General features: G+C 63.4%; 30 protein-coding genes. 17 read left to right on the top strand and 13 right to left on the bottom strand.

Annotated features, from left to right (window positions below; genetic code table 11):
• The 12 genes from Q0844_RS14075 to Q0844_RS14020 are packed head-to-tail and all read left to right on the top strand — an operon-like array spanning nucleotide 1 to nucleotide 9,911.
• Complete coding sequence (locus tag Q0844_RS14075) at nucleotides 1-1,005, top strand: ester cyclase (protein ID WP_299045951.1); 1,005 nt, start codon at nucleotides 1-3, stop codon at nucleotides 1,003-1,005.
• Nucleotides 1,002-2,051, top strand: a complete 1,050-nt coding sequence (locus Q0844_RS14070) for an ester cyclase (RefSeq protein ID WP_299045949.1) — start codon at nucleotides 1,002-1,004, stop codon at nucleotides 2,049-2,051. The genes Q0844_RS14075 and Q0844_RS14070 overlap by 4 nt, the downstream gene beginning before the upstream one ends.
• Nucleotides 2,048-2,809, top strand: coding sequence for an SDR family oxidoreductase (locus Q0844_RS14065; RefSeq protein WP_299045947.1), 762 nt, complete (start codon nucleotides 2,048-2,050; stop codon nucleotides 2,807-2,809). Before Q0844_RS14070 ends, Q0844_RS14065 begins: the two co-directional genes overlap by 4 nt.
• Entirely contained in the window at nucleotides 2,787-3,839 is a 1,053-nt protein-coding gene (locus tag Q0844_RS14060) for a LacI family DNA-binding transcriptional regulator (RefSeq protein WP_299045945.1), read from the top strand. The genes Q0844_RS14065 and Q0844_RS14060 overlap by 23 nt, the downstream gene beginning before the upstream one ends.
• Nucleotides 3,836-4,804 carry an ester cyclase gene (locus Q0844_RS14055; RefSeq protein ID WP_299045943.1) on the top strand — a complete coding sequence of 323 codons (969 nt, stop codon included), beginning with the start codon at nucleotides 3,836-3,838 and terminating at the stop codon, nucleotides 4,802-4,804. The genes Q0844_RS14060 and Q0844_RS14055 overlap by 4 nt, the downstream gene beginning before the upstream one ends.
• Before the next feature lie 44 nt (nucleotides 4,805-4,848).
• Nucleotides 4,849-5,463 (top strand): pyridoxamine 5'-phosphate oxidase family protein, encoded by a 615-nt coding sequence (locus Q0844_RS14050; RefSeq protein WP_299045940.1) that lies wholly within the window; start codon nucleotides 4,849-4,851, stop codon nucleotides 5,461-5,463.
• Nucleotides 5,460-5,996 carry a DUF6653 family protein gene (locus Q0844_RS14045; RefSeq protein ID WP_299045938.1) on the top strand — a complete coding sequence of 179 codons (537 nt, stop codon included), beginning with the start codon at nucleotides 5,460-5,462 and terminating at the stop codon, nucleotides 5,994-5,996. The genes Q0844_RS14050 and Q0844_RS14045 overlap by 4 nt, the downstream gene beginning before the upstream one ends.
• A complete protein-coding gene (locus Q0844_RS14040; RefSeq protein WP_299045935.1) occupies nucleotides 5,993-6,958 on the top strand; it encodes a cupin domain-containing protein in 966 nt (321 codons plus the stop codon). Before Q0844_RS14045 ends, Q0844_RS14040 begins: the two co-directional genes overlap by 4 nt.
• Complete coding sequence (locus Q0844_RS14035) at nucleotides 6,955-7,557, top strand: class I SAM-dependent methyltransferase (RefSeq protein WP_299045933.1); 603 nt, start codon at nucleotides 6,955-6,957, stop codon at nucleotides 7,555-7,557. Before Q0844_RS14040 ends, Q0844_RS14035 begins: the two co-directional genes overlap by 4 nt.
• Nucleotides 7,558-7,569: 12 nt before the next feature.
• Nucleotides 7,570-8,694, top strand: coding sequence for a cobalamin-independent methionine synthase II family protein (locus tag Q0844_RS14030; RefSeq protein WP_299045931.1), 1,125 nt, complete (start codon nucleotides 7,570-7,572; stop codon nucleotides 8,692-8,694).
• Nucleotides 8,695-8,697: 3 nt separating this feature from the next.
• A complete protein-coding gene (locus Q0844_RS14025; RefSeq protein ID WP_299045927.1) occupies nucleotides 8,698-9,390 on the top strand; it encodes an RraA family protein in 693 nt (230 codons plus the stop codon).
• A complete protein-coding gene (locus Q0844_RS14020; RefSeq protein ID WP_366523009.1) occupies nucleotides 9,387-9,911 on the top strand; it encodes a CIA30 family protein in 525 nt (174 codons plus the stop codon). Before Q0844_RS14025 ends, Q0844_RS14020 begins: the two co-directional genes overlap by 4 nt.
• On the opposite strand, the gene Q0844_RS14015 is transcribed toward Q0844_RS14020, so the two are convergent.
• The 9 genes from Q0844_RS14015 to Q0844_RS13975 form a co-directional block, all read right to left on the bottom strand.
• The gene (locus tag Q0844_RS14015; RefSeq protein WP_299045924.1) at nucleotides 9,908-11,140 is read right to left on the bottom strand and encodes a mandelate racemase/muconate lactonizing enzyme family protein; all 1,233 of its coding nucleotides are present in this window, start codon (nucleotides 11,138-11,140) and stop codon (nucleotides 9,908-9,910) included. The two genes, Q0844_RS14020 and Q0844_RS14015, sit on opposite strands and share 4 nt — an antisense overlap.
• 68 nt (nucleotides 11,141-11,208) lie before the next feature.
• On the bottom strand, nucleotides 11,209-12,300 hold the full coding sequence (locus tag Q0844_RS14010; protein ID WP_299045921.1) for an alcohol dehydrogenase catalytic domain-containing protein: 1,092 nt from the start codon (nucleotides 12,298-12,300) through the stop codon (nucleotides 11,209-11,211).
• A 74-nt stretch (nucleotides 12,301-12,374) separates the two neighbouring features.
• The gene (locus Q0844_RS14005) at nucleotides 12,375-13,604 is read right to left on the bottom strand and encodes a TCR/Tet family MFS transporter (RefSeq protein WP_299045918.1); all 1,230 of its coding nucleotides are present in this window, start codon (nucleotides 13,602-13,604) and stop codon (nucleotides 12,375-12,377) included.
• Entirely contained in the window at nucleotides 13,601-14,923 is a 1,323-nt protein-coding gene (locus Q0844_RS14000) for a lyase family protein (RefSeq protein WP_299045915.1), read from the bottom strand. The genes Q0844_RS14005 and Q0844_RS14000 overlap by 4 nt, the downstream gene beginning before the upstream one ends.
• Before the next feature lie 3 nt (nucleotides 14,924-14,926).
• Nucleotides 14,927-15,715, bottom strand: a complete 789-nt coding sequence (gene pcaD, locus Q0844_RS13995) for a 3-oxoadipate enol-lactonase (protein WP_299045913.1) — start codon at nucleotides 15,713-15,715, stop codon at nucleotides 14,927-14,929.
• 5 nt (nucleotides 15,716-15,720) lie between these two features.
• On the bottom strand, nucleotides 15,721-16,911 hold the full coding sequence (locus Q0844_RS13990) for an endonuclease/exonuclease/phosphatase family protein (RefSeq protein WP_299045911.1): 1,191 nt from the start codon (nucleotides 16,909-16,911) through the stop codon (nucleotides 15,721-15,723).
• Entirely contained in the window at nucleotides 16,908-17,879 is a 972-nt protein-coding gene (locus tag Q0844_RS13985; RefSeq protein ID WP_299046783.1) for a threonine/serine dehydratase, read from the bottom strand. The genes Q0844_RS13990 and Q0844_RS13985 overlap by 4 nt, the downstream gene beginning before the upstream one ends.
• A complete protein-coding gene (locus Q0844_RS13980; protein WP_299045909.1) occupies nucleotides 17,876-18,694 on the bottom strand; it encodes an alpha/beta hydrolase in 819 nt (272 codons plus the stop codon). The genes Q0844_RS13985 and Q0844_RS13980 overlap by 4 nt, the downstream gene beginning before the upstream one ends.
• Entirely contained in the window at nucleotides 18,691-19,377 is a 687-nt protein-coding gene (locus Q0844_RS13975; protein WP_299045907.1) for a haloacid dehalogenase type II, read from the bottom strand. Before Q0844_RS13975 ends, Q0844_RS13980 begins: the two co-directional genes overlap by 4 nt.
• A 132-nt stretch (nucleotides 19,378-19,509) precedes the next feature.
• On the opposite strand from Q0844_RS13975, the gene Q0844_RS13970 reads away from it, so the two are divergent.
• Entirely contained in the window at nucleotides 19,510-19,944 is a 435-nt protein-coding gene (locus Q0844_RS13970; RefSeq protein ID WP_299045905.1) for a peptidylprolyl isomerase, read from the top strand.
• Between the two features lie 45 nt (nucleotides 19,945-19,989).
• On the opposite strand, the gene Q0844_RS13965 is transcribed toward Q0844_RS13970, so the two are convergent.
• Nucleotides 19,990-20,358, bottom strand: a complete 369-nt coding sequence (locus Q0844_RS13965) for a hypothetical protein (RefSeq protein WP_299045902.1) — start codon at nucleotides 20,356-20,358, stop codon at nucleotides 19,990-19,992.
• A gap of 156 nt (nucleotides 20,359-20,514) precedes the next feature.
• Between Q0844_RS13965 and Q0844_RS13960 the strand changes: the two genes are divergently transcribed.
• Nucleotides 20,515-21,318 carry a sulfotransferase gene (locus Q0844_RS13960; RefSeq protein ID WP_299045900.1) on the top strand — a complete coding sequence of 268 codons (804 nt, stop codon included), beginning with the start codon at nucleotides 20,515-20,517 and terminating at the stop codon, nucleotides 21,316-21,318.
• A 33-nt stretch (nucleotides 21,319-21,351) separates the two neighbouring features.
• Here Q0844_RS13960 and Q0844_RS13955 read toward each other — a convergent pair whose 3' ends face one another.
• Together Q0844_RS13955 and fabB are read right to left on the bottom strand one after the other, a co-directional pair.
• Nucleotides 21,352-22,143, bottom strand: coding sequence for an enoyl-ACP reductase (locus tag Q0844_RS13955; RefSeq protein WP_299045897.1), 792 nt, complete (start codon nucleotides 22,141-22,143; stop codon nucleotides 21,352-21,354).
• Nucleotides 22,144-22,152: 9 nt separating this feature from the next.
• Complete coding sequence (fabB, locus tag Q0844_RS13950) at nucleotides 22,153-23,382, bottom strand: beta-ketoacyl-ACP synthase I (RefSeq protein ID WP_299045896.1); 1,230 nt, start codon at nucleotides 23,380-23,382, stop codon at nucleotides 22,153-22,155.
• A gap of 231 nt (nucleotides 23,383-23,613) precedes the next feature.
• Here fabB and Q0844_RS13945 point away from each other — a divergent pair, with 231 nt between their 5' ends.
• Nucleotides 23,614-24,657, top strand: a complete 1,044-nt coding sequence (locus tag Q0844_RS13945) for an MBL fold metallo-hydrolase (RefSeq protein WP_299045893.1) — start codon at nucleotides 23,614-23,616, stop codon at nucleotides 24,655-24,657.
• A gap of 12 nt (nucleotides 24,658-24,669) precedes the next feature.
• Here the strand turns inward: Q0844_RS13945 and fabA are convergent, their stop codons facing one another.
• Nucleotides 24,670-25,179, bottom strand: coding sequence for a bifunctional 3-hydroxydecanoyl-ACP dehydratase/trans-2-decenoyl-ACP isomerase (fabA, locus tag Q0844_RS13940; protein WP_299045890.1), 510 nt, complete (start codon nucleotides 25,177-25,179; stop codon nucleotides 24,670-24,672).
• A gap of 129 nt (nucleotides 25,180-25,308) precedes the next feature.
• On the opposite strand from fabA, the gene Q0844_RS13935 reads away from it, so the two are divergent.
• Both Q0844_RS13935 and irr read left to right on the top strand, forming a co-directional pair.
• Nucleotides 25,309-26,094, top strand: coding sequence for a 2OG-Fe(II) oxygenase (locus Q0844_RS13935; RefSeq protein ID WP_299045887.1), 786 nt, complete (start codon nucleotides 25,309-25,311; stop codon nucleotides 26,092-26,094).
• A 74-nt stretch (nucleotides 26,095-26,168) separates the two neighbouring features.
• A complete protein-coding gene (gene irr / locus Q0844_RS13930) occupies nucleotides 26,169-26,588 on the top strand; it encodes a Fur family transcriptional regulator Irr (RefSeq protein ID WP_299045884.1) in 420 nt (139 codons plus the stop codon).
• Nucleotides 26,589-26,644 lie beyond the last annotated feature (56 nt).

The following is a 26,644-nucleotide window of genomic DNA, read 5'->3' as shown; positions in this document are numbered from 1 at the left end:
GTGAGCAACCAGAACCAACGCAACAAGGCCACGGCGCTGACGCTGTGGGCGGCCCTTGATCGCGCCCCGGACAGCGCGGCGGCGTTGCTGCCGGCGTTGCAGGGCTGGCACGGACCTGCGCCCATCGGCATGCAGGGCAGCGCCGATGCGATCATCGGCCAGCTGTTTGCGCCCTTGCGCGCGGCCATCCCCAACTTGCGGCGGCACACACATATCTTCATGGGGGGGCAATCATCCGCCCATGAAGACGGGCGGGCCGATGACGCCTGTTGGGTGGCAGGCACGGGGTACTACAGCGGGCGGGCCGTGGCGGATGTGTTCGGTATCCCCGCGACGGGCCATGACCTGCGCATCCGGTGGGGCGAATTCCTGCGCTTTGATGCGGCGGGGCAGATCACCTATGCCCAGACGATCTGGGATTTCGTCGACTGGTTTGACCAGATCGGCCTGCCCGCCCTCCCGCCCCCGCGCGGGGCCGTGCATGTCTATCCCGCGCCGACGGCCTATGACGGCGTGCTGACCCGTCCGCAGTCCGAGGACGAGGGCGCACGCACCCGCGCCTTTGGCCGCGAGTTTATCTTTGGCGGTCTGAACCAATTCGACGAAAACGACCTGTCGAGTATGGGGATGGCGCGGTTCTTTCACCCGAATGTCAAATGGTATGGCCCCGGCGGGATCGGCGCGTGCCTGTGCCTGCACGAGTTCGAGACCCTGCACCAGGAACCGTGGCTGGTTGCCTTTCCCGACCGCAAGGTCATGTACCTGGAAAGCCTTTTCGCCGAAGACAGGATGCTTGCCGCCTCTGGCCCCAGGGGCGTCGTCGGCACCCATGGCGGGACCTATCTGGGCCACCCCGCGACCGGCGCACGCATCGAGGTGTCCGGCCTTGATTTCTGGCTGCGCACAGGCGGGCAATTCACGGAAAACTGGGTGTTTGTCGACATGATCCACCTGTTTCAGCAGATGGGCGTGGACCTGTTCGCCCGAATGCGCGAGGCCGCATGACCGATCCGCACAGCACCCACAAGGCACGGCTCGCGCCGCTGCGGGCCGCCCTTTATGATTTCGACGTGGATGCGGTGCGCCGCGTGCTGGACGACCTGTGCGCGCCGGAGGTGGTGTTCCGCCTTGCGTTCCCGTTTGAAAGCATGGCGGGTGTCGGAACCTTTGTTGAGGCCGCGCTCGCGCCCTTGCTCAGGGCCATGCCGGATATCGAACGGCGCGATCATATCGTGATGGCGGGTCCCACGCCCGAGGGGGCCGACTGGGTTGGATGCGGCGGATACTACACCGGTACCTTTGTGGCACCGTGGCTTGATATCCCGCCCACGGGGCACATCGCACATATGCGCTTTCACGAGTTCTATCGCTTTGAGAACGGCAAGATCGTCGAGATGCAGGCGTTGTGGGACATCCCCGAAGTGATGATGCAGGCGGGGGCCTGGCCGATGGTGCCCAGCCTGGGGCGCGAATGGCACGTGCCGGGTCCGGCATCTTGCGATGGCCTTGTGCCCGGACCCCGTGACACCGCCGCGTCCGAAGAGTCCTGCCGGCACATCATCGATATGCTGGCCCATCTCAAGAAACATCCCAGCCAGGGCGGTCCCGAGGTGATGGAGATGGAGCGGTTCTGGCATCCGAAGATGATGTGGTACGGACCCAGTGGCATCGGGTCCGGCCGCGGCATCGCGGGCTTTCGCAACTGGCACCAGATCCCGTTCCTGAACGGCATGCCCGATCGCGGGCAATATGTGGATGAGATCGTGTACCACTTCTTTGGCGACGGTGCTTATGCTGCTGTCACCGGCTGGCCGGACATGTATCAGACGATCACGCACGGGGGCTGGCTGGGCCTGCCACCCACGCACAGGCGGATCGAGATGCGGTCCCTTGATTTCTGGCGCCTTGAGAACGGACTGATACGGGAGAATTGGGTGATGGTGGATATGTTGCAGATGTATGACCAGATTGGTGTCGACGTGCTGGCGCGCATGCGCGAATTCAACAAGGCCCGGGCGGGCTTTGACCCGGAAACGGGACGGGCGCCATGACCGCTTTGCCCCGCACGCCCTCCTTTGATCTGACGGGCAAACGCGCGCTTGTCACGGGTGCGTCCTCTGGCATCGGGCTGGGCTGTGCCGTGGCCCTGGCCGAGGCGGGCGCGCATGTCGTCTGTGCGGCACGGCGGGCCGATGCGCTGGCCGACGTGGTGGCCGCGATGACCGCGGAAGGATGGAGCGCCGAAGCCCTGCAATTCGACCAATCCGACATCGCAGCCGTGAACGGGGCCTTTGATACTCCATACGACATCGTACTGAACTCGGCCGGGCTGGCGCGGCATGGCCCGTCCTTGGACACGCAGCCGGACGATTTTGACGCGGTCGTGGGCATCAATCTCAAGGGGGCTTATTTCCTGTCGACTGCCGCTGCACGCGCCCTGACACAGGCGGGCAAGCCCGGGTCGATCATCCATATCTCGTCCCAGATGGGCCACGTGGGTGGCATTGACCGCGCGGTATATTGTGCGACCAAGCACGGGGTCGAGGGGATGGTAAAGGCCATGGCCATCGAATGGGGCAAGTCCAGCATCCGTATCAACACGGTCTGCCCGACATTTGTCCGCACGGCGCTGACGGCAAAGACCTTTGAAGACCCGGACCGCTATGCCTGGATCATGGACAAGATCAAACTGCCCCGCGTGGGCGAGGTCGAGGACATCATGGGAGCGGTCCTGTTTCTGGCGTCTGACGCCTCTGCGATGGTCACGGGCACGTCCATGCTGATCGATGGCGGATGGACTGCGGATTGATGGGGGCCTGATGCCGGACAAGGTGACAGCACTGGATGTGGCAGAACGGGCGGGGGTGTCCCGGTCGGCTGTCAGCCGTGTGTTTACACCCGGAGCGTCGGTGTCCAAGCGCACCGCCGACAAGGTGCGGCAGGCGGCGGATGCGCTGGGATATCGGCCCAATGTGCTTGCCCGGTCGTTGATCACCGGGCGCAGCCGCATCATCGGTCTGGTGGTCGCCTATCTTGAAAACCACTTTTATCCCGAAGCCATCGAACGGCTGAGCCGTGCGTTGCAGGACCAGGGCTATCACGTGCTGGTGTTCATGTCCTCGAACTCGAACGAGGATGCCGACGAGGTGATGCGAGAGCTTCTGGACTATCAGGTGGATGGGATCATTGCCGCCAGCGTCGGCATGTCCAATGATCTGACGCAGCGCTGCGAGGCCGCGGGTATTCCCATCGTTCTGTTCAACCGGGCGCAGGATGATGATCGGCTGTCGTCGGTGACCTCGGACAACTACCATGGCGGGCGCAAGCTGGCCGAATTCCTGGTGGCGGGCGGGCACGACCGCATCGCGCATATCGCAGGGTGGGAAGGCGCGTCGACCCAGCGTGATCGCGAGGCCGGATTCGTTGCCGGCCTCGAAGCCGCCGGGCAGCGTCTTTGCGCGCGCGGCGTGAGCGACTTCAATTTCGACACGGCAAAACGCGTCGCACGCGAGATGTTTGCACAGGCTGAACGGCCGGATGCGGTGTTTTGTGCCAATGATCACATGGCCTTTGCCGTGATGGACGTGCTGCGGTTCGAACTGGGCCTGAGCGTGCCGGGCGACGTGTCGGTCGTGGGATATGACGATGTGACCCTGTCGGCCTGGCCCAGCTATGATCTGACAACCGTGCGCCAACCCGCCGGGCAGATGGCCAGGGCCACTGTCGATATTCTGATGGACCGGCTGGCCGATCCAGACACCAAACCCCGCCGCGTTGCGCTGGATGGACCGCTGGTCCTGCGCGGGTCGGCCCGCATACCCAAAGGATGGACCACATGAAGGGTTTTTCGAACCGGTGGAAGGATTTCCCCGACTACATCATCGGCATCACCAAGGAGATCTGGGAAGATCGCGGCATTGCGACCCTGCATCATTACTACAGCCCCGACATCGTGGTGCGGTCGCCCGCATCTGTGGTCATAGGCAACGAAAAGGTCATTGGGGCCACGATGGCGACCTTGGCCGAGTTCCCGGACCGGACGCTGTTGGGCGAGGATGTGATCTGGAGCGGGACACCGGAAGAGGGGATGCTGTCGTCGCACCGGCTGCTGTCGACCGCGACCCACATGGCCGACGGCGTTTACGGCAAGGCATCGGGCAAGAAGCTGACCTACCGGATCATTGCGGACTGCCATGCGATCAACGACCAGATCAATGACGAGTGGCTGATCCGGGATCAGACCGCCATCGTGAACCAGATCGGCTGGGACGCCAAGGAATATGCCGCCGACCTGATCGAACGAGAGGGCGGGGGAGAGAACGCGGTGCGCCCGCTCACACCCGCCACCGATAAACCCGGCCCCTACAAGGGCCGTGGCAATGACAACGCCTGGGGCCAGACCTATGCGGATATCCTGACCCGGATCATGGGCGCAGACATGGCGGTCATCCCGGCAGAGTATGACCGCGCCGTCCAATCCGAATATCCGGGCGGCGTGACGGGCCACAGTCACGGCCCGGTTGACCGGTTCTGGATGGGCCTGCGGGCGTCCTTTCCCGACGCGACATTCACTATCGACCACCAGATTGGCCGCGATGATGATTTGATGCCGCCGCGCGCCGCCATCCGCTGGGCGCTGCATGGCAAACATGACGGCTGGGGCTATTTCGGTGCGCCGACGGGGGCCGAGGTGTACGTGCTGGGGATTTCCCATGCCGAGTTCGGCCCCTGGGGCCTGCGCCGCGAATACACGCTGTTTGACGAGACGGCGATCTGGAAGCAGATCCTGTTGCAGACGGGCTGAGGTCGGGATTTTGCATATTTTTGGAACAATGAAGGTTTAGGGGTGTGAAACGCTACGACGACATCATGTTCACGGACGCTGTGAAAGCGTTGCAGGAGGCCGACGGCTCTGCGGACATGTATGCGCGCAGCTACGGCGCGCGCACCCGCGCGCTTGGCCCTGATGAGCTGGCGTTCATCGCCGCGCGCACGTCGTTCTACATGGCCACGGTGTCCGAGACCGGCTGGCCTTACATCCAACATCGCGGCGGGCCTGCCGGGTTCCTGACCGTGCTGGACGATCATACGCTGGCCTTTGCCGATTATCGTGGCAACAAGCAGCACATTTCCGAAGGCAACGTGGCGGGTGACAACCGCGTGTCGCTGTTTCTGATGGACTACCCGCGCAAGGCCCGGATGAAGGTGCAGGGCCGCGCCACGTTCCAGAATGCCTGTGACACTGCGGCGCTTGCCGAACAGGTCGCAGTCGATGGGCAGGGCCGGGTCGAGCGGGTTGTCACCATCGCCGTGGAGGCGTTTGACTGGAACTGTCCGCAATTCATCACGCCACGGTTCGATGCGTCCGAGATCGCGCAGCTTGTCGGTCCCGAGTTGGACAAGCAAGCCGCCCGCATAGCCGCGCTTGAGGCGGAACTGGCCGCAGTGAAGGGGCAGGGATGATGGACATCTACCGCGCCGCTGAACGTCTGATGGGCATGCAGGACACGGACTGGCGGCGCCATGCCAACCCGCTGAGCGTCTGGACGCGGTTCACGTGTTTGCCGCTTCTGGTTCTGGCGATATATGCGCGTCAGTGGATCGGGTGGTGGGCGCTGCCCCTGGTCCTGTTGGCGGCGGTTTGGACATGGGTCAACCCGCGTGCCTTCCGGCCGCCAGAGGATTTCGGGTCGTGGGCATCGCGGGGCACGTTGGGCGAACGGATTTTCCTTGCACGTGCCGAATACGACGTCGCCCCGCATCATATCCGCGCGGCACATGTGCTGACGGCGCTGTCGGCGATGGGCGCATTGCCCCTGATCTATGGGCTGATCGTTCTGAACCCGTGGGCCACGGTGCTGGGCCTGATCGCGACCATCCTGCCCAAGGTCTGGTTCGTGGACCGTATGGTCTGGATCCACGCCGATGTCACTCAGTCCACACCGGGCACCGCGCTGCCCGATCCAACACTTCCATTTGAAAGGACCACCCAATGACCCCCGCCGAGATGGAGCCGCGCATCGTGCGTTACGGCGAATTGATGCCCTGCAAGACCGCGTTCATCGACGCGCACACGCCGGGGTCGGACCAGAAGGAAAACTTCACAATCATCGGCGGTGGTGTGTCGGAATCCCCCGATCAGCATGTGCACATCGGCATCCCCCACGGTTTCAACATCGGGGCGGCGGGCCAGCCCCCCAAATGCCGCAACAGCCTGCACAGCCACCGCACGGCCGAGGTGTTCTTTGTCCTGTCGGGCCGCTGGCGGTTCTTCTGGGGCCGTTGGGGCGACGCGGGCGAGGTGGTGCTGGAAGAGGGCGACATCATCAACATCCCCACGGGCATCTTCCGCGGGTTTGAAAATATCGGCACGGATTACGGGATGATCATGGCGATTCTTGGCGGTGACGATGCCGGTGGCGGTGTGATCTGGGCCCCGCAGGTGATCGAGGATGCCAGCGCCCATGGCCTGGTGCTTGGTGAAAACGGCAGCCTTTACGACAGCAAGAAGGGCGAGAGCCTGCCTGAGGGCATAGGTCCCATGCCGCTGCTCAGCGACGAGGCGCTGAACGAGTTCCCGGAGATGACCCCGATGCAGGTGGTGGGCTACGGCGTGCGTCGGTATTGGGACATGGTGGCATTGGCCAAGGACACGCCGTGCAAGGTGATAGGTGAGACGGGGATCATCCGTGACAAGCCGGGATTCGAAGTGGACCTGATCACAAGATCAAGCGCGTCTGAGGACATGCACAGCCACGACACGCCATCGGTCCTGATGCCCATGCGCGGACACTGGAAGGTCACATGGGAGGGCGGCAGCACCACGCTGGCCCCCGGCGACACCATGAGCGTGCCTGAGAACCTGGCCCACAATGCTGTGCCCTCGATGACGGGCGAGGCATCCCTGTATCATATCGTCGGCACCGAAGATCCTGCCGGCCCAACGTGGATGGGATGAGCGGCACGCCCGACGATATTCAGGGCGTCTATGACCGTCAGGCGGCGGTCTATGACGCCCAACGCTCGCGCGCCCTGTTCGAGGCGCGCTGGCTGGCGCGCTTTGCCGCAGGGCTGCCGGACGGTGCGCGTGTCCTGGACCTTGGCTGTGGTACGGGTGAACCCATCGCACGCTGGTTCAAGGCCGAAGGGTTCGTGGTGACGGGTGTCGATTTTTCCGAACCCATGCTGAACATCGCGCGCACCCGCTGGCCCGATGGCGATTGGCGCCAGGCCGACATGCGCGACTTTGATCTGGGCGAGGTGTTTGACGGCATCATCGCCTGGAACAGCTTTTTCCACCTGACGGCGGAGGCGCAGCGCACGTGCATCGCGCGCATGGCCCGGCACCTTGTGACCGGCGGTGTCCTGATGCTGACCGTGGGCCCCGACGCGGGCGAGGCGCAGGGCACCGTCGGAGACGAACCTGTTTATCATGCCTCGCTGTCGCCTGCCGAATATGCCACATGCTTTGAGGCCAACGGCCTGCGTCTGACCGGCTTTCTGGCCGAAGACCCTGAAACGAACCGCCATTCCGTCCTGATGGCGCGCAAGATCTGAAGGAGACCTAGAATGCCCGTGACCACCACCCATGTCGGGTCCTTGCCCCGCACGCAGAAGGTCGTCGACTTCATCTTTGCCCGCGAACGGGAAGAGGCCTATGACCAGGTGGCGTTCGACGCCGCGATGGCGGACGCCGTGGATGATACCGTGGCCAGGCAGGTTGCGGCAGGCGTGGACATCGTCAGCGATGGCGAGACGTCCAAGATCAGCTATGCCACCTATGTCAAAGACCGGTATACCGGCTTTTCCGGCGACAGCCCGCGCAACGCGCCCGCCGACCTCAAGCAGTTTCCAAGCTTCCTCAAGCGGCTGGCCGACGATGGCGGCACGCCCCAATATGCCCGACCGATGTGCACGGGCGACGTGCGCAGCAAGGGGCAGGGCGAGCTGGAAAAGGACATTGCCAACCTCAAGGCGGCGATGGCGAAGCATGGCGTGGATCGCGGGTTCATGAACGCGGCCTCGCCCGGCGTGATTTCCCTGTTCCTGCAAAACGATTTCTACCCGACCCGCGATGCCTATCTGGCAGCCCTCGCCGATGCGATGAAGGCGGAATACGAAACCATCGTCGGCGCGGGTCTGGACCTGCAACTGGATTGCCCGGATCTGGCCCTGTCGCGTCACATGCTGTTCAATGACCTGAGCGATGCGGAATTTCTCAAGATCGCGGACGCCCATGTCGAGGCGCTGAATCACGCGCTGGCGGATGTGCCCGCCGAAAAGGTGCGGGTGCATATCTGCTGGGGCAATTACGAGGGGCCGCATACCTGCGACGTTCCCATGGACACGGTGTTCCCGACGCTGATGGCGACCAAGGCGCGCTATGTCCTGTTCGAGACCTCGAACCCGCGCCATGCGCACGAATGGACCGTGTTCCGTGACCGCAAGTCCGAAATCCCCGATGACAAGGTTCTGGTGCCGGGCGTGGTCGATACCACCACCAACTTTGTCGAACACCCCGAAGTTGTGCGCCAGCGCATCGACAGGTTCACAGATATCGTGGGCGCGGACCGCGTGATCGCGGGCAGCGACTGCGGCTTTGGGACCTTCGCAGGCTTTGGGTCCGTGGACCCCGAGATCGCCTATGCAAAACTGACCGCGCTGTCCGAAGGCGCGGCCATGGCAAAGGGCTAGGCCATGGACAACGCCCTGCACGACCTTTTGCGGTCGGTCGACACCCCCACGGTCTGCAACGCCATCGAAGTTGCGCAGGGCAAGCGGGGGTTCAACGCGTTTACCCGTGGTACGATGCTTGCCTCCGATCCGGATGGGGTGATCGTCGGCTATGCGCGCACGGCCCGCATCCGCGCGCTTGCCCCGCCGACCGAGGCCCCGGACGTGATCAAGGCGCGGCGCATGGCCTACTACAGGTACATGTCAGAAGGCCCGCGCCCGTCCGTTTGCGTGGTGCAGGACCTCGACGTGCCAAATGCCATCGGTGCCTATTGGGGCGAGGTGAACACCAATATCCACAAGGCGTTTGGCCTGGCCGGAACGCTGACGGATGGGGTGATGCGGGACCTTGGTGATCTGGCGGACGGGTATCCGGTGGTGGCCGGGTCCATCGGCCCCAGCCACGGTTTTGTACATGTGATCGACTATGACCAGCCGGTGCGTATCCACGGGCTCGACATCCGCCCGGGTGATCTGGTGCATGCCGACCGGCACGGGGCCGTGGTGGTCCCTGCGGATGTGATCCCGGCGCTGGCGGATGCCATCGCCACGCTGATGCGGTCGGAAAAGATCGTATTTGATGCGGTGAAGGGCAAGCAGATTGACTTTGAACAGTTCGAAACCGTCTGGGCCGCGTTCGAGGCTGCGCGCACGTGATCCGCTGGGCAATCGCCGTTGCGCTGCTATGTCAGCCTGTCATGGCGGATGATTTCGAACTGACCCCCGAATGGGAGTATGTGGCCGACACGGTGATGGGCGGTGTGTCGCGCGGGCAGGCGCGGGAAGTTGCGCTGGCCGGGCGCGCGGCGACGCGGCTGACTGGCACCGTGTCGCTCGACAACAATGGCGGCTTTGTGCAGATCGCCTTTGATCTGGCAGGGGGCGAACCCTTTGACGCAAGCGGTTACACCGGTATCGCGCTTGATGTTTTTGGCAATGGCGCGGAGTATGACCTGAGGCTGCGCACCGATGCGCTTACCCGGCCGTGGCAGTCCTTTCGGACCACGTTCACGGCGCCCGCCGTGTGGACCACCATCGACCTGCCGTTCACTGCATTCAAGCCGCATCGGACTGAGGCGGTTTTCGATCCAGCGGGATTGCGGCGCATCGGCATCCTGGCCATCGGACGCGAGATGGACGCCGATGTCGCGGTCGCAGCAGTGCGCCTGATCCGCTAGTCACGCGGCGCAGGCGCACCGCCTTCAAAGCTGTTGCCACGTTCGTAATCGCAGGGCGCCTCCTGCATCTGCAGGTGCAGACCATCACCGGTGTAGGGGTGCGCGCGCGCCAGGTCTTCGTCCACTTCTATACCCAGCCCGGGCGCTTCGGGGGGCGTGATGAACCCGTTCTCGACGCGGATGCTGCCCTTGATCAACTGGTCATGAAACGGTGTTTCGATTGTTTCGCACATCAGCAGGTTGGGGATGGAAGTGGCCAGATGGACGTTGGCCGCCCATTCCACCGGTCCCGCGTACAGATGCGGGGCCATCTGTGCGTTATAAACCTCGGCCAAGGCGGCCACCTTCTTCATCTCCCAGATACCGCCCGCGCGGCCCAGAGCCGGTTGCAGGATCGTCGCGGCCCCGCTGCGCAGGACAGGCGCGAATTCGGCCTTGGTGGTCAACCGTTCGCCTGTTGCCACCGGGATACGCACCGCACGGGCCACCTTGGCCATCTCCTCAACGGCGTCCGGCGGAATGGGTTCTTCGAACCAGAGCGGGGAATAGGGTTCCAGTGCCTGGCCCAAACGGATCGCCCCTGCGGTGGTGAACTGCCCATGCGTGCCAAACAGCAGATCGGCCCTGTCGCCCACCGCCTCGCGGATGGTCTTGCAGAACGCGACGGATTGCGAGATGTCGCGCATCCCCGGCATGTGACCCCCGCGCAGAGTGTAAGGGCCCGCCGGGTCAAACTTTACCGCGGTATAGCCACGGTCCACACAGTCAAGCGCGGCCTCCGCCGCCAACACGGGCGAGGTCCAGAACGCGTCCAGCCCGTGATGGGGCAGGGGATAAAGATAGGTATAGGCGCGAATGCGGTCATTCATCTTTCCGCCCAACAGCGCCCATACGGGCCGCTCGCGTGCCTTGCCCAGAATGTCCCAGCATGCAATCTCGAGCCCGGAAAACGCCCCCATGACTGTCAGATCCGGCCGCTGGGTAAAGCCCGAGGAATAAGCGCGGCGAAACATCAGTTCGACGTTCTCGGGGTTTTCGCCCGCCATGTGCCGTTCAAACACGTCCGTGATCACGGCGCGCATGGCATCCGGCCCCACGGACGAGGCATAGCATTCGCCCCATCCCACAATCCCGGTGTCGGTCGTCACCTTGACAAGGCACCAGTACCGCCCACCCCAACCCGGCGCAGGCGGGGCGGTCACGATGATATCGAGGTCCTTCAGTTGCATCTTTGGTCCCTCTTTTCCGTTTAAAAAAATACTGGGCGGCGGCGGCGCAGGGCGGGGCTGGCCCCCTTCTACCTGTCGAACAGGATGACGTTCCGCCGTGCCGTGCCGGTCTTGGTGTCGGCGATGGCGTCGTTGATCTGGTCCAGCGACCAACGGCCCGAAATCAGGCTGTCCAGTTGCAATCGCCCCTGCTGATACAGGTCGACCATCCATGGAATGTCGCGCTGGATCACGACGTCTCCCATCTTCGATCCGACCATGCCCTGACCGGTCGCGGCCAGGATGACGGGTTCATACTCTGCCTTGGCCCCGGAATGGGGCATGCCGACCATGATGACCTTGCCGCCGTTGCCCAGATACCTGGGCGCTTGCGCATAGGCCGGGACGGCCCCGACGGTGACAATCACCGCCTCGGCCCCCTTGCCACCCAGCGCCTTGTAGCTGGACCGCCAGGGCGACGCGCCGGTTGCCAGTACGCCATGGGTTGCGCCAAAGGCCTTGGCGTCTTCCAGTTTTTCTTCGGTCATGTCGACGGCCACGATGCGGCGCGCACCGGCGATCCGGGCACCTTGAATGGCGTTCAACCCGACGCCGCCCGCACCGATGACCACAACATCCTGCCCGGCGCGCAGACCCGCCGCATTCACCACGGCCCCGACGCCGGTGATCACGCCGCAGGCGATCAGGCTCGCGGCCTCCTTGGACATGTCTGCCGGGATTTTCACCAACTGCTTCTGGTCCACGACGACCTTCTCGGCAAAGGCGCCGCAGGCCATGGCCTGATGCAGCTTGCCATCCTCGGCCGTACGGATCGGGCCCTTGTCGCCGTCATAGGGCGTCTCGCATACCGTCGGTTTGCCGCTGGCGCAGGACGGGCAGGTGCCGCAGGCACGGATCAGAGTCACGACCACGCTGTCGCCTTCGGCCAGCCCCGTGACGCCGGGGCCCACCGCGCTGACAATCCCCGCCGCCTCGTGCCCGTATACCGCAGGCAGGCTGCCGCCCCAGGCCCCTTCGGCAAAGGAAATGTCCGAATGACAGATGGCAACCGCGTCCAGCGTCACTTCGACCTCGCCCATCTCGGGTGCACGGATCAGGATATCCTCGACCACGAGGGGCGCGCCAAAGTCGTGGCACACGGCGGCTTTGATGGTTTGCATATCCGTCCCTTCCATTGTCTTGCCCCGGACGGTGGCGCAGCGCAGGCGCACAGGCAAGTCGGAAAACGACGCCCTTATGGCGCAGATGATCCGCTGACGTCGGGTGATCTGCCTGCGCCTCCGCTTCGGACAAAAACCATCAGGGCAATGGCGATCAGAACCGCTGCCAGAAGGAAGGGGGCACCCGGCAGGTAAACGGACGTCTCGGGCTTGGTGAACGTGTAGAACGTGGATGTCATCAGCAAGGGGGACAGGATCATGGCCAGGGCAGAGATAGACACCAGCGCCCCCTGCAATTCACCCTGTTCGTCGTCACCCACCGCCTTGGACATGATGCCCTGCAACGCAGGGGTGATGACGGCAGGCAAGGCGGCCAGAGGCGTCAGGATCAGAAGCCAGGTGCCCGAGCTGACAAATCCGATCAGCAGGAACACCCCCACATCCGCCACATGCCCGTAAATCACGGCACCGCGTTCGCCCATCAGGCGCAGCATGGGCCGGATCAACCCGCCCTGCACCAGCGCCATCGCAATGCCGAACAGGGACAGAGACAGACCAACCATACCCGGTGACCAGTCAAAGCGTTCGGACGTATAGTAGGCCCAGACCGCCGGATAGACGGTAAACGCGACCTGGTAGATGAAGAAGACCAGCAAGAGCGGTCCAAGACCCGGCAACCTGCCCAGGTGCTTGAACAGCCCAAAAGGATTGGCGCGCGACCAGGCGAAGGGGCGGCGAATGCGGTCATCTACGGTTTCCTTCAGCACGACATAACCGAAGACGGCATTTCCCGCGGCCAATGCCGCCGCCGCATAAAACGGCGCGCGGGTGCCGTATTCGGCCAGAAATCCGCCCAGGGCGGGGCCCGCGACAAATCCAAGGCCGAATGCCGCGCCGATCAACCCGAAATTGGCGGCCTTCTCCTCGGGCTTTGAAATGTCAGCCATGTAAGCGTTGGCCGTGGACTGGGTGGCCGCGGTGATGCCCCCGACGACGCGCCCGGCCAGAAGCAGCCAGATGGTGCCGGCCACGGCCATCACCAGATAGTCCAGCGCCAGCACCACCAACGACACCAACAGGATCGGGCGACGACCATACCTGTCGGACAGCGCACCCAGTAAAGGGCCGAACAGGAACTGCATGGCGGCGAAACTGGTCGACAGAACCCCGCCCCACAGGGCCGCGGTGCCGATCCCCATGCCGCGCACCTCCTGGATCAGGTCGGGCATCACGGGCACGATCAGGCCGATGCCCATGGCGTCGATCATCACCGTCAACAGGATGAAGACGATGGGCAGCTTCACAGGGCGGCTACCCTCTGGGCAAAGGCGCGTGCGTGCGCAGGGGCGGTGCCCATCTGGGACGCCGGGTCAAACAGGTCCCGGGGCAGATCGGGATGGGCTGCGCGGGCAATATCGGCCAGCGATTGCCGCTGTGCCATGGCCTCGGCGATCAACACCTTGGTGGCTTCTTGCGCCTCTGGTCGGGGCATCTTGGCGGCCAGCGCAAAGCTCAGTGCCTCGGCATGTGCCCCGCCCAGACCGTCAAATTTGGCGGCCATGGCGTCCACGTCGGGTGACCAGTCCCGCACCATGACGTGGGCCAGGTTGATCGCCGCCGCGCAGGACAGGGCAATCTGCGGAAGCACCATCCATTCGGTGAACCACGCCGCCCCGTCGCGCTGATGTTGATGCGCCGCCGCTGCCTGCAACGAGGCGCGCAGCCCCGCCACCTGGTGGCCCAAAGCCACCAGCGCCGACGGTCCGACCGGGTTGTGTTTCTGTGGCATGGTCGATGACGATCCCGCCGCGCCAAGGGTCAGGTCCTGACAGTCGGTCGCGGCCAGCGCCACGGCGCTGTCGCCCATGCCCGCCAGCGTTGCGACAACCCGGCCCATCCAGTCGGCAATGCGCAATACCGGACCACGGTCCGTATGCCAGCTGCGCCCCGGATCGTTCAGGTTCAACGCGTCTGCCAAGGCCGCGCGCGTTGCATCCGGCTTTGGTCCAAGGGCTGAAGCCGTGCCAGACGCACCGCTGAGAGAGACCCACAAAGATGCCTCCTGTACGCGCGAAAGATCGTCCAGCGCGTCTGCCAACGGGTGCCCCCATTGCGCCAGCACGCTGCCCCAACTTGTGGGCGTCGCATGCTGACCATACGTGCGCGCGACCATCGGTGTTGCGGCATGGGTGCTGGCCTGCGCACCCAACGTCTTCAGCAATGTGACCAGCGTGTCCCGCTGCACCGCCAATGTCTGGCGCATACGCAGCATCAGGGCGGTGTCGATAATGTCCTGGCTTGTCGCCCCCCAATGGGCGAATTGCGCATGTTCCGGGGCCTCCATCGCCTTGCGGAATTCGGCCACGAGGGCGGGCACGCTGACACCGTTCCGCCCCGTCGCATCGGCCAATCCCGCCGGATCAATCTGCACCTCCAGCGATGACCTGTGAATAAACGCCGCGCTCAGGTCCGGGATCATCCCTTGCGCGCCTTGCACCTTGGCAAGGGCCCCCTCCACCAGCAGCATCGCGCGCACTTCGGCGCTGTCGGACCACAGCCGCCCGACCTCGCCCGTCGGGAACAGTTGCGCATAAAGCGACGAGGAAAAGACCGAAGCCGCCATCGATCAGATATGCCGGGTCGCGACCATGAAATCGGTCAGCACGCAGGCGTATTCCTCGGGCTGTTCGACGCAGGGCAGGTGGCCCGCCTTGCGGATCAAGTGGAACCGGCTGCCGGGGATCAGGTCGACGGTTTCACGCACCACGTCGGGCGGTGTCGACCCGTCTTCGGACCCCGCAATGCCCAGGGTCGGCAGGCGCAGCTTGGCCGTGGTGGTAAAGAAATCGGTGCCCGAGATCGCGGCAGAGCATCCGGCATAGCCTTCGTCGTCCTGCCGGGTCAGCATGTTGCGCCACAGCTCCAATTCCACCCCGTGGTGAAAGTCGCGGGAAAACCAGCGGTCCATGACGGCATCGGCCAGCTTTTCTATGCCACCGGTGTTCACGTCCTGAATGCGGTCTGCCCACATCTCCTTGGTGCCGATCTTGGCACCCGTGTTGGACAGCACCATCGCGCGCATCAGGTCCAGGCGCTTGACGGCCAGGCCCTGGGCGATCATGCCGCCGATGGACAGGCCCACGAACATCGCATCCTTGAACCCGTGCATGTCCATCATCTGTTCACAGTCACTGACCAGCTGACCCATGGAATATGGCGCAGGCGGACATGTCGACAGGCCGTGTCCGCGCTTGTCAAAGCGCAGGATGCGCAGGCCTGCGGGCAGCATAGACAGGATCGGGTCCCACAACCGCATATCCGTACCCAGAGAGTTCACGAACACGACCGGCGCGCCATCGTCCGGCCCGTCGATGCGGTAGTGCAGGCGGACGTCGCCCAGATCTGCCATGTGCATTTTGCTTAATCCTTCAGTCGCATATGCGCGATGATCTGCCCGTGATCCGAGGCCAGCTTGTTGTAGGGCGCCTCGGCATGGCTGCCATCGGTCAAATGATCGTTCAACACGCTGAAATAGTCCATGTGCCCAATGCTTTCCGGTGCGTCAGCCAGAAAGTGGCGCGACATAAAGATCTGATCGATGCTTTCATACACGCCACCAAACGCAGCCGTATAGACCATGTCGCGCGTTGATTTGCGGATGAACTGCTTTTCGGCGGAATGCAGGCGCACGGCCTCGATGTCCGTGCGGATCTGGGCATCTTCGTCTTCAGAGTACCGGTCGCGCGGGGTTTCGGCGTCATGGCGCAGCATCCAGGCATAATTCTTGAACGGGTGTTCGCCGCTGATGATCTCGGAGCTTACGGCATGTTCGCCGTCATTGAAATCGCCCATGACCATGACCGGATGCCCGGCCTGCAATTCCGCGACGATGGCGCGGCGCAGAACCCAGGCCTCGGCCATCCGGCGCAAGGCGGACCGGACACCGCCCAACGCGCGGCCCACGGCATCATAGCGTGTCAGATCGACCTCGGGCGGAAACGGCGCACCTGCGGGACGCAGGTACTCGCCCAGTTTGGATTTCAAGTGACAATTGAAAACGGTGATCACGTGCTGGCCCACGGGCACACGCACTTTCAGGATCGGGCGGCTCAGCCGGGTCAGTCGAAAGCTGCCGCCGCCATCCGGGCCCATCGGGCCAAAGTCGATGTCGACAGGGTGCGGCAGATCCTGAATGACCTCCGGTGCGCCGACAAACCCAAAGCGCGACAGGATCGCGACGCCGGGGCGACGCTGGCCCGGACCACCATCATTTGCATTGGGTGCGACGGCCAGCGCCGCATCGGTGTAGGGGCGGTAGGCCAGTTTGCGAAAGATGGCCTTGCGGCGATATCGCTTGTCCGGGCCGGGAATGTGCTGGGCGTTGTCGGCCATACCTTCGGCATCGGCGGCCGCGATGACATCGCGCAGGGCGCGTTCCTCGAAAATCTCCTGAAAGCCCACGATGTCGGTGTCCATGGTCTGCACCTTTTCGGACAGCCAATCGACCTTCCAGGCGTATTCCTCGGGCGTATACTGTTGAAAACGGTAGTATTCCTGATCGGGGCCAATCAGGTTCTTGACGTTGAAACTGGCGATGGTGAAGTCGGTCATGCAGGTAAATCCAATGCGCGTTGGAAGATGTCTGGGTCCACGTTTCCGCCTGAAATCGTGACGATCACGTCATCCCCCTCTATCTGGTCCTGCCGACACAGGGCGGCAGCAAGGGCCACCGCACCGCCGGGTTCGGCTACAAGCTTGAGGCGCAGGAATGCCTGCGCCATGGCGTACAAGGCCTCGTCTTCGCCGACGACCAGCCCGGGACCGCACAGCCGGTGCATGATGGGAAAGGTCAGGTTGCCCGGCTGCGGCGTGATGATCGCGTCGCAGATATTGCCCGAGGTCGCGGTGTTGCGTTCGATCCCGCCGGAGCGCAGCGACCGGGCCACGTCATCAAACCCTTCGGGTTCGGCCGGGCGCACCCGCAGACCCGGCGCGTCGGCCTCAAGGGCAAGGGCGATGCCGCTGGTCAGTCCGCCGCCGCCGCAGCACACGATCACGTCGGCGGCCACCACACCCACGGCGGCGGCCTGCTGCGCAATCTCAAGGCCGGTGGTGCCCTGGCCGGCAATCACCAGCGGCTCGTCAAAGGGTTTGATCAGGGTCAGACCGCGGTCCTGGGCCAATTGTGCGCCGATCGCATCGCGGTCTCCGGTGCTGCGATCGTACAGCACGACCTCGGCCCCCAACGCCCGCGTGTTTTCGATCTTCAGGGCAGGGGCGTCGCTGGGCATCACGATCACCGCCGCCACCCCGTGCAACTGCGCGGCCAGGGCGACGCCTTGGGCGTGATTGCCGCTGGAAAAGGCGATGACACCGGCGCTGCGGGTGGCGGCGTCCAGCGCCGACACCGCAGACCATGCCCCCCTGAACTTGAAACTGCCCGTATGCTGCAGGCATTCGGGTTTGATCCAGACACGACGACCCGCAATATCGTCCAGAAAGGGCGTGTTCAGCAGCGGTGTCACGCGCGCATGGCCGTTCAGCCGCGTGGCGGCGGCGCGGATCATCTCGATGTTCACGTCAGCATTCCCATCCACGTGCGTATGGCGTTCACGACGGCAGGTTCATCCAGGAACGGTACGTGCCCGCGTCCCGGCACCTCGGCATAGACCATGTCGGGGCGGCGGTCCTGCATCTTTCGGGCCGTCTCGGCCCGCAGCAAGTCGGACCCGGCCCCCCGGATCAGGGCAAGGGGTTTGCCTGCAAGCGCATCGAAGAAGGGCCACAGGTCCGGCACCGCGCCGCCTGCCTCGACCGCGTCGCGCAGGCGCGGGTCATAGGTGATGTCCAGCCCGTTTTCCGTTTCGACAAAATGCGTCCTTGCCTCGTGCAGCCAACGCTCTGGCGGCACGTCCCTGAACCCTTTGAGGACATGGGGCAGAGCCGCCGCAGCCTCGGCATGCGTGCGGGCCGCCGGGCGACGACCCAGATAGGCCATGATGCCCGCCAATCCGTCCGCATCCAATTCGGGGCCCACGTCATTCAATGCCGCACCCAGCACACGTTCGGGCGCGGCGGCGGCCAGTCCCATGGCGTTCAACCCGCCGCGCGACGTGCCCAGAATGGCGACGGACGCCAGCGACAGGTGATCCATCAACTCCATCACATCGCGTATCTCGACAGGCAGGCTGTAGGTTTGCCAGGTCGGATCCCATTGCGACTGGCCGCGCCCGCGATAGTCCATCTTGATCAGCCGGCAGGGGGGCAAATGGGGGGTCACATACTGGAAGTCTCGTGTCGTGCGCGTCAGCCCCGGCAGGCACAACAGCGGCAGGCCTTCGCCCGCGTCCTCGAAGTACAGGGTCAACCCATCGGACGTCTGGAACGTGCTCATGCGGCAGCAAGTCCCGGAATACCGGTCAGGTCCGGCAGGATGTGCGCGGGTGTCCAGGGCAGGCGGTCCACAGGCTCTTGTGCGCGGTTGACCCAGGCGGTGACAAAGCCATACCCGGAGGCCCCTGCCGCATCCCAGCCGTTCGAGGATACGAACAGCACCTGGTCCGGCGTGCAGTCGAACCGTGTCCCCACCAGGTCATAGACCCGCGCATCCGGCTTGAAGATGCCCACGCTTTCGACGCTCAGGCAGTCGTCCAAGACATTCCCGATGCCTGCGGACTGCACCGCGCCGTTCAGCATGTCGGGCGAGCCGTTGGACAGGATCGCGGTGTTCAAACCCTGACCCTTGAGGGCATGCAGCATGGCAGGCACCTCCGGATAGGGCTGCAATTCCCAATAGAGCGCCAGAAGACGCGCGCGCAGCGCCGTGTCATCGCCCAGCCCATTGCGGTCGAGCGCCCAGTCCAGACCGTCTTGGGTGACCTCCCAAAAATCCGTGTGCGCGCCGGTGATGGCGCGCAGCCACGTGTATTGCAGTTGCTTCAGACGCCAGTGTTCGGCCACGGCGGGCCAGGTGTCTTTCAATCGCGGGAAATCGGGCTCGGCGGCGGCAATGCGGGCGGCGGCGGCCACGTCGAACAGTGTGCCATAGGCGTCGAAGATACAGGTGGTGATGGGCATGGCACACTCCTTTGGGCGCAGACTGGCACGGGGCGGGCCCGACGAAAAGGGCAGAGGTGGGGTTTACCCTACTGGCGCGGACAGGCAGGGTGGGGCACTCGTCGTGTAGACGATCATGTTGGGAGAGGAACCATGACAGCAATCAAGGACGGCGACACGGTGCGCATCCATTACACAGGGACTTTGCTGGATGGCTCCGTCTTTGACAGTTCGGATGGGCGGGACCCTCTGGAATTCGTCGTGGGGTCGGGTCAGATCATTCCCGGATTGGACGCCGCCTTGCCAGGTATGACCCAGGGTGAAAAGAAGCAGGTGAATATCGCCTGCGCGGATGCCTATGGGCCGCTCAACCCCGCATTGCGTCAAGGCGTGCCGCGCGACGCAATCCCCGAGGACATCCCGCTGGAAGTTGGCCTGCAATTGCAGATGCAGACACCACAAGGGCAACCGATGCCCGTGATGGTGGTTGAGATTGGCGAGGAAGAGGTCATGCTGGACGCCAATCACCCACTGGCTGGCAAGGACCTCGTTTTCGATTTCGAGATCGTGTCCATCGACGCTGGCTGACGCGCGTTCCGGCTTGCGCGGAACGACGCCCCACCCCCCGTCCCGTCACCCGCCCGGATTGAGGGCGCGCAGCGTGCGCGCGACGGCATCGGCCTGCGCCTGCGTATCATCCGGCGCGCGGGTCGCCTGGGGCAGGGTGCCACCACGGCGCACGGGGACGGCATCGCCGGGCATCTGTCGGACATTCACGCTTTGTGGTGCGTCAAAGCTGGCTGTTTGCGTGCGTGGCGGCACGTCATGGGCCAGCGCCACGACATCTTCGACAATGCCGGGGTTCATCCGCAACAGCAAAAGCAGGCCCATGCCGGACATTGAAAACAACAGCCGTCCCAGCCATTTGGACCGGCGCGCGCGCGCGGCGCGGCGGTTCAGGATGCGCGCGTGGCGCTCTGGATCAAGGCGTTCCTTTGACATGGTGTCTGGCCTATCAGGTCAAACGGGCGATACTTTGGCAAAGTGTGGGACATTTCCGTTAATGGATGGCTAAAAGGATCGAAACGCGCCACATCTTTGTCGAGCTGGGATGTGTTGCGCATCTGCAGTTAAAGCTTTCATCAAGCAGGAGCGCAGATGAGCATCGCGCAAAAGATCGAGCAGGAGATTGAAAGGTGCAACACCCTTGCCTCTGACTGGACGCTGCCCACTTTTCTGATCCTTGGGGCCATGAAGTCCGGCACAACCACCCTGCACGCGCATCTTGCATCGCACCCGGATCTGTTTGCGCCGCACCCAAAAGAACTGCACTTTTTCAACCAGCATTTCCTGAAAGGGCTGCCTTGGTACGCTGGTCATTTTGATGCAGCGCAAGGCCGGATATGTTTTGAAACCACACCGGCCTATCTGTTCGAACCTGATACAGGCTACCGCGTGCAGGCCACGTTACCGGACGCGAAGTTCCTGATCATCCTGCGCGATCCGGTCGACCGATGTGTGTCGCATTACCATCACATGCTGCGCACCCGTCGCGAGACTCTCCCGTTTGCAGAGGCCATAGGCCTGGAGTCATCGCGGACCGACAAGCTGTATGCGCAGGTCAAGACACGCGCTTTGGTGCATAGCCCGGAACTAAAATGGTTCAGTTACGTCCGGCGCGGGCACTACATCGACCAGTTACAGACATGGACAAAACTGTTCCCCAAGGATCGATTCCTGGTGCTCGATTTCCAGGATCTCTGCGACAGCCCACAAAGCGTCGTGGATCAGGTAACGGACTTTCTTTGCGTGCCCGGTCTGCGTGTTGATTCGACACGGCAAGAAAACGCACACGCGCGCGGCGGCGTGTCCGCTCAGGAAGAAGCCGAATTGCGTGATCTTTTTGCGCCGTACAACGCGCGGCTTGAGGCATACCTCGGGCGCAAGCTGTCCTGGATGTGACACGCAGGCGCAGCGGCGAGGTGGAAACGAGGGCTACAGGTGATCCGGTTGCGGCATCCCCAGAACGTGGAACCCGCCATCGACGCGAATGATCTCGCCCGTGGTGCAGGCGCCCGCATCGGAACACAGGTACACAGCCGTACCCCCCACGGCCTCAAGCGTCGCGTTTGACCGCAAGGGCGCATTCTGGTCGGTGTGCTTGTAGGTCTTGCGGGCCCCGGCAATGGCCGACCCGGCCAGCGTCTTCATCGGCCCGGGCGAGATGGCATTCACGCGAATACCGTCCGGTCCCAGATCGTTCGCCAGATAGCGGGTGGCGGATTCGAGCGCGGCCTTGGCCACGCCCATCACGTTGTAATTGGGCACGACACGGTTCGATCCCAGATAGGTCAGCGTGATCAGGGACCCGCCATTGTCCACCATCATCGGATGCGCGCGGCGGGCGACTTCGATGTAGGAATAGGCCGAAATATCCATCGAATGCTTGAAGTTGGCGCGGCTGGTGTTCAGGAACCGGCCGGTCAGTTCGGACTTGTCCGAAAACGCGATGGCATGGATCAGGAAGTCAATCGTGGGCCAACGGGCTTCCAAGGCCTCGAACGCGGCATCCAGCGACGCGTCGTCGGTGACATCGACATCCACCATGAAGTCGGATCCGACGCTGGCGGCCAGCGGCTCCAGCCGTTTGCCAAAGGCCTCGCCCTGATAGCTGAACGCCAGGTCCGCCCCGGCCTCGTGCAATGCCTTGGCAATACCCCACGCAATGGACCGGTCATTTGCGACTCCCATCACAAGGCCGCGTTTTCCTGCAAGCAATCCCGTCATACTCAATTCTTACCCGTGAAATCTGGAAAGGATCATCGATCCATTGGTGCCGCCAAAGCCAAACGAGTTGGTCATGACCGAATCAAGACCGGCATCGGCCCGCATCTGGGTCGCGATCTCGGCCGGATCAAGGGCCGGATCAAGCGTTTCGACGTTGATGGACGGCGTGATAAAGTCGTTGTCAAGCATCAGCAGGCTGAAGATCGCCTCAAGCGCGCCCGCCGCGCCCTGGGCGTGGCCGGTCATCGACTTCGTGGAACTGACGGGCGGGGTTGTGCCTTCGCCAAAGACGCGGCGCACGGCTTCGATCTCTCCCACGTCCCCCACCGGGGTCGAGGTGCCATGCGCGTTGATGTAGCTGACGGTGCGCCCTTCGGGCAGGGTTTCAAGGGCGGCCCGCATCGCCCGTTCGCCGCCTTCGCCCGACGGGGCCACCATATCATGACCGTCGGACGTGGCGGCATAGCCTGTGACTTCGGCGTAGATTTTGGCGCCGCGTGCGCGGGCATGCTCAAGCTCTTCCAGCACCACGATACCACCACCGCCAGAGATGACGAACCCGTCGCGGTCGGCGTCAAAGGCGCGGCTGGCCCGCGCCGGGGTGTCGTTGTACTTGGACGACATCGCCCCCATCGCGTCAAACAGGCACGACAGGGTCCAGTCCAGTTCTTCCGCGCCACCGGCAAACATCACGTCCTGCTTGCCCAGCATGATCTGTTCCGCAGCGTTGCCGATGCAATGCAGCGAGGTCGAACAGGCGCTCGTGATGGAATAGTTGATGCCTTTGATGCGGAACCCGGTTGCCAGGTTCGCGCTGATGGTCGACGACATGCACTTCGGCACCGCAAAGGGACCGATGCGCTTGGTCGCGCCGGTCTTCAACACTGTCTGATGCGCGGTCAGCATGGCGGACGTAGACGGCCCGCCGGACCCGGCCACCAGACCGGTGCGCGGGTTCACGATGTCGCTTTCCTCGAGGCCCGCATCCGCAATCGCCTGGGTCATTGCGATGTGGGCATAGGCGGCTCCGGGCCCCATGAAGCGCAGGGCGCGCTTGTCCACAAGCTCTTTGACATCCAGATCGATGGTCCCCGCCACCTGACTGCGAAAACCGTGCTCGGCCATCTCGGCACTGGCTTCGATCCCGGATGTCCCGGATTTGAGCGAGGCCAGAACCTCGTCCGCGTTGTTTCCGATGGATGAGACGATGCCAAGGCCCGTCACGACGACTCTTTTCATGTGCAAACCTCTGGTTTGACGCGACGCACGCGCGCACTCCTTGGGTTGGATCACGCGTATGTAGGACGGCGGGGACCGGGGGCGCAAGGCGGTATGCGGCGCTCTTGCCCGACAATCACCGGTTTCGATGTTGAAATTGAAGCGCAAAACCTGCTCCGGATCACGTCAGCATTGCGTCAGGTCACAGGGTCCGTTCTAGTGGGATGCACGTCACACCAAGGTCTTTCTCAGATGTATTCGATCACGCATCTGCGGCGCATTTCGCTGCTGTTCGTCCTCTCCGTCCTATGCGTGGCCAGGTTGGCCCATGCCGACATGACGGCCCAGTTTCTCGGCAACACCACGATCGTGTTTGACGACGGCACGGATGTCATTCTGACAGACGGGTTCCTGTCCCGGCCGGGGCTGCACAACTATGCGCTGGGCATAAAGATCGAAACCGACACGGGGCGGGTGAACCGCGCGCTGGACAGTGCCAGGGTCACCTCGGCCGCCGCCATCTTTGTGGCGCATGCCCATTTCGATCACGCCCTAGATGCCGGGTTCGTGGCGCACAAGCTCGGGGCACGTGTCTTTGGGTCAAGGTCCACGCGCGCGGTGGCAAAGGCGTTCAGGCGGCCTGCCGGGGATCCGGCGCTCGAGTTCACGCTGCTGCACGATGAACGCACGTACCGGGTGGGCAATTACACCGTCACCGCCATCTACACGCCCCACGGGTGGCCCAACCGCTTTCCCGGCGAATTGCGGCCCGGATTCAAGACGCCCCAGCGCATGCGTGACTTTCTCGCGAACGAAAACTACTCGTTCCTGATCCGCAACGGACGCAGTTCCGTGCTGGTCGTTCCGGGCGGCAATTATCTGCCCGGAAAACTGTGGCCCGACCGATACCGGGCCGACACGGTGTTCCTTGGGATCGGGGGGCTGAATTCCGCGCACCGAAGGGAGGCCGGACGGGGCAATCCCAACTTCATCGAAACCTACTGGTCCGAAACGGTCGACGCGGTCCAGGCCACGACTGTTGTGCCGATCCACTGGGACAATTTCTTCAGGGAACTGACACAAGGCGAGCCGTTTCGCACGCCCCCGCGCATCGTCGAGGATGTCGCGGCCGTCCGAAGGACGCTGGGCAAGATCGTGGCAGATCACAATGCACGCAAGGACCGCAAAATCTGCCTTTTGTGGTTGGAAGAACCCTTCCAGACCATCGATGTGAACGGAACGGCGCTCTGCCCGGCGGATCAGGACGTCGCGGTCCTGCCCGCTCCGAACAAGTAGATCAGTGCGCGATCAGCTTTCGCTGAGCGCGACCTTCATGTCCTTCACTTCATAGATGACCTCGCCATCGGCCTCGACGATGCCGTCGGCCACGCCCATCGTCAGGCGACGGGTCTGCACGGCCTTGGTAAAGTCGATCGTATAGGTCAGCATCTTGCGGTCCGGACGCACCATGCCCTTCAGCTTGACCTCGCCCACACCCAAGGCATAGCCGCGCCCGGTCCAGCCGCGCCAACCTAGGTTGAACCCGGTCAATTGCCACAGACCGTCCAGACCAAGACAGCCGGGCATGATCGGGTTGCCGGGGAAATGGCAGTCAAAGAACCACAGGTCCGGCGTGATATCGAACTCGGCCAAGATATGGCCCTTGCCATGGGCACCGCCATCGGCCGACACGTCCGTGATGCGGTCCATCATCAGCATGGGCGGTTCGGGCAGTTGGGCATTGCCGGGGCCAAAAAGCTCGCCGCGGGCGCATTTCAACAGATCGTCCTTGTCAAAATGTGTCGGGTACTCTGCCATTGTCGCCTCGTTTTTCGCGCCTCGTGACCCGTCGCCGGGTTTCGGCCCCTCTAGCACCCGCCGGGCAACGGGTGCAAGGGTCGGGCCGGTCCCTTGTCAGGTCAGGGCCGTTGGGGCAGGGTCCTGTGCATGGACCAGATCATCGACCTTGACCGCTATCCCCTGCACCAGCCCCATACGGATGCGTGGGATGCGCTTGTGGCCCACGCCAAGGCCGGGCTTGCGCGCGACGGGCTTTTCAACCTGCCCGGTTTCATCCGGCAGGAGGCGCTGACCACCGTATTGAACCATGTGCACCCCCGCATGGCACGCCACAGCTTTCATCACCGCCGGGCCCACAACATCTACTTCAGGGATACGGTGGACGGGCTGGCCCCTGACGACCCCGCGCTGCGCAAGGTCGAAACGGCCAACCACACATTATGCCACGACCAGATGCGGGGCACGGCGCTGGACAAGATCTACCAATGGCCCGACTTTGCGGGCTTCCTTGCCGCGGTCATGGACAAGGATCAGCTCTACATCATGGACGATGCGCTGGCCGGTCTGAACGTGCTTGAATACCGCCCGGGCGAGGCGTTGAACTGGCATTTCGACCGCTCCATATTCACCACCACGTTGCTGCTGCAAGAGGCGACGGAGGGCGGGCTTTTTGAGTATGCCAAGGATCTGCGCAGCACGGATGACCCCAATCACGCGGGCATCGCGGACCTGCTGGAAGGGCGGATCACGCCGACACAACTGACGCAGGCCGCAGGGACACTGAACGTGTTCCTGGGCGTCAACACCGCCCACAGGGTATCGACCGTGGGGCCCGGCACATCGCGGATCGTGGCGGTGCTGTCGCATTACGACACACCGGGTCGCGCCTTCACGCCACAAGAACAGATGGGCTTTTTCGGACGTGTGGCATAATGCACCGATCCCGTTTTGCGATTGAATTGCAAAACGATGGTCCTTTATAAGTACTGTAACGCTACGAGGACCCGATGACGGAAACGCAGCACGATGTAGGAAGCGCCTGGCTCTCCGGAGCCGGACTTCGCCCCACGCGACAGCGGGTCACGCTGGCCGCATTGCTGATCGGTGACGGCCAGCACCGCCATGTCACGGCAGAAAGCCTGTTCGAGGCGGCCAAGGATCAGGGCGAAGCGGTGTCGCTGGCCACGGTCTACAACACGTTGCGCGCCTTCTGCGATGCGGGCCTGATGCAAGAGGTGACGGTGGATGGATCGAAAAGCTATTTCGACACGAACACCCACGACCACCCGCACTTCTTCTGGGAAGACGAGGCAAAGCTGACCGATGCACCATCGGACCAACTGGTGATCGCGCAACTGCCCGATGCACCGGACGGGGCGGAAATCGCGTCGGTCGACGTGGTGATCCGACTGCGCCGCAAGGGTTAGGGCGCGGGCCTTTACCAACATCTAAGACATTTTGCATAGCTCTGTGGCAGGCACCC

This window comes from uncultured Tateyamaria sp. (assembly GCF_947503465.1).
Taxonomy (GTDB): domain Bacteria; phylum Pseudomonadota; class Alphaproteobacteria; order Rhodobacterales; family Rhodobacteraceae; genus Tateyamaria.
This window is presented reverse-complemented; position numbering and strand designations above follow the sequence as displayed.